The sequence below is a fragment of the Bacillus sp. SIMBA_008 genome (genome assembly GCF_046535495.1).
In the GTDB taxonomy this organism is placed as follows: domain Bacteria; phylum Bacillota; class Bacilli; order Bacillales; family Bacillaceae; genus Bacillus; species Bacillus subtilis.
Genome location: NZ_JAWRWL010001036.1, coordinates 1 through 246 on the forward strand (window position 1 = coordinate 1; position 246 = coordinate 246).

Below are 246 nucleotides of genomic sequence, written 5' to 3' on the forward strand. Positions count from 1 at the left end.
GATTTTTACCAATGAAAGAGTTGTGGAAGCAAAGGCAAATCGAAATCAATCTAGGGCAAGAGATTGATTTAGATACATTCTTGCATACTTTACATCATATTGGTTATGAGCGTAAGTCGATGGTAGAAGCTCCTGGGGAATTCAGTTTGCGCGGGGGAATATTAGATATTTACCCATTAACTGAAGAGTTACCATTTCGTATTGAATTTTTCGATACAGAAGTTGATTCTATTCGATTATTTGATG

1 protein-coding gene is annotated in these 246 nt (G+C 35.8%); it reads left to right on the forward strand.

The window, feature by feature from the left end:
• Positions 1–246, forward strand: a 246-nt coding sequence (locus tag SB658_RS26565) for a hypothetical protein (RefSeq protein ID WP_410603485.1), incomplete at both ends; no start/stop codon positions are given.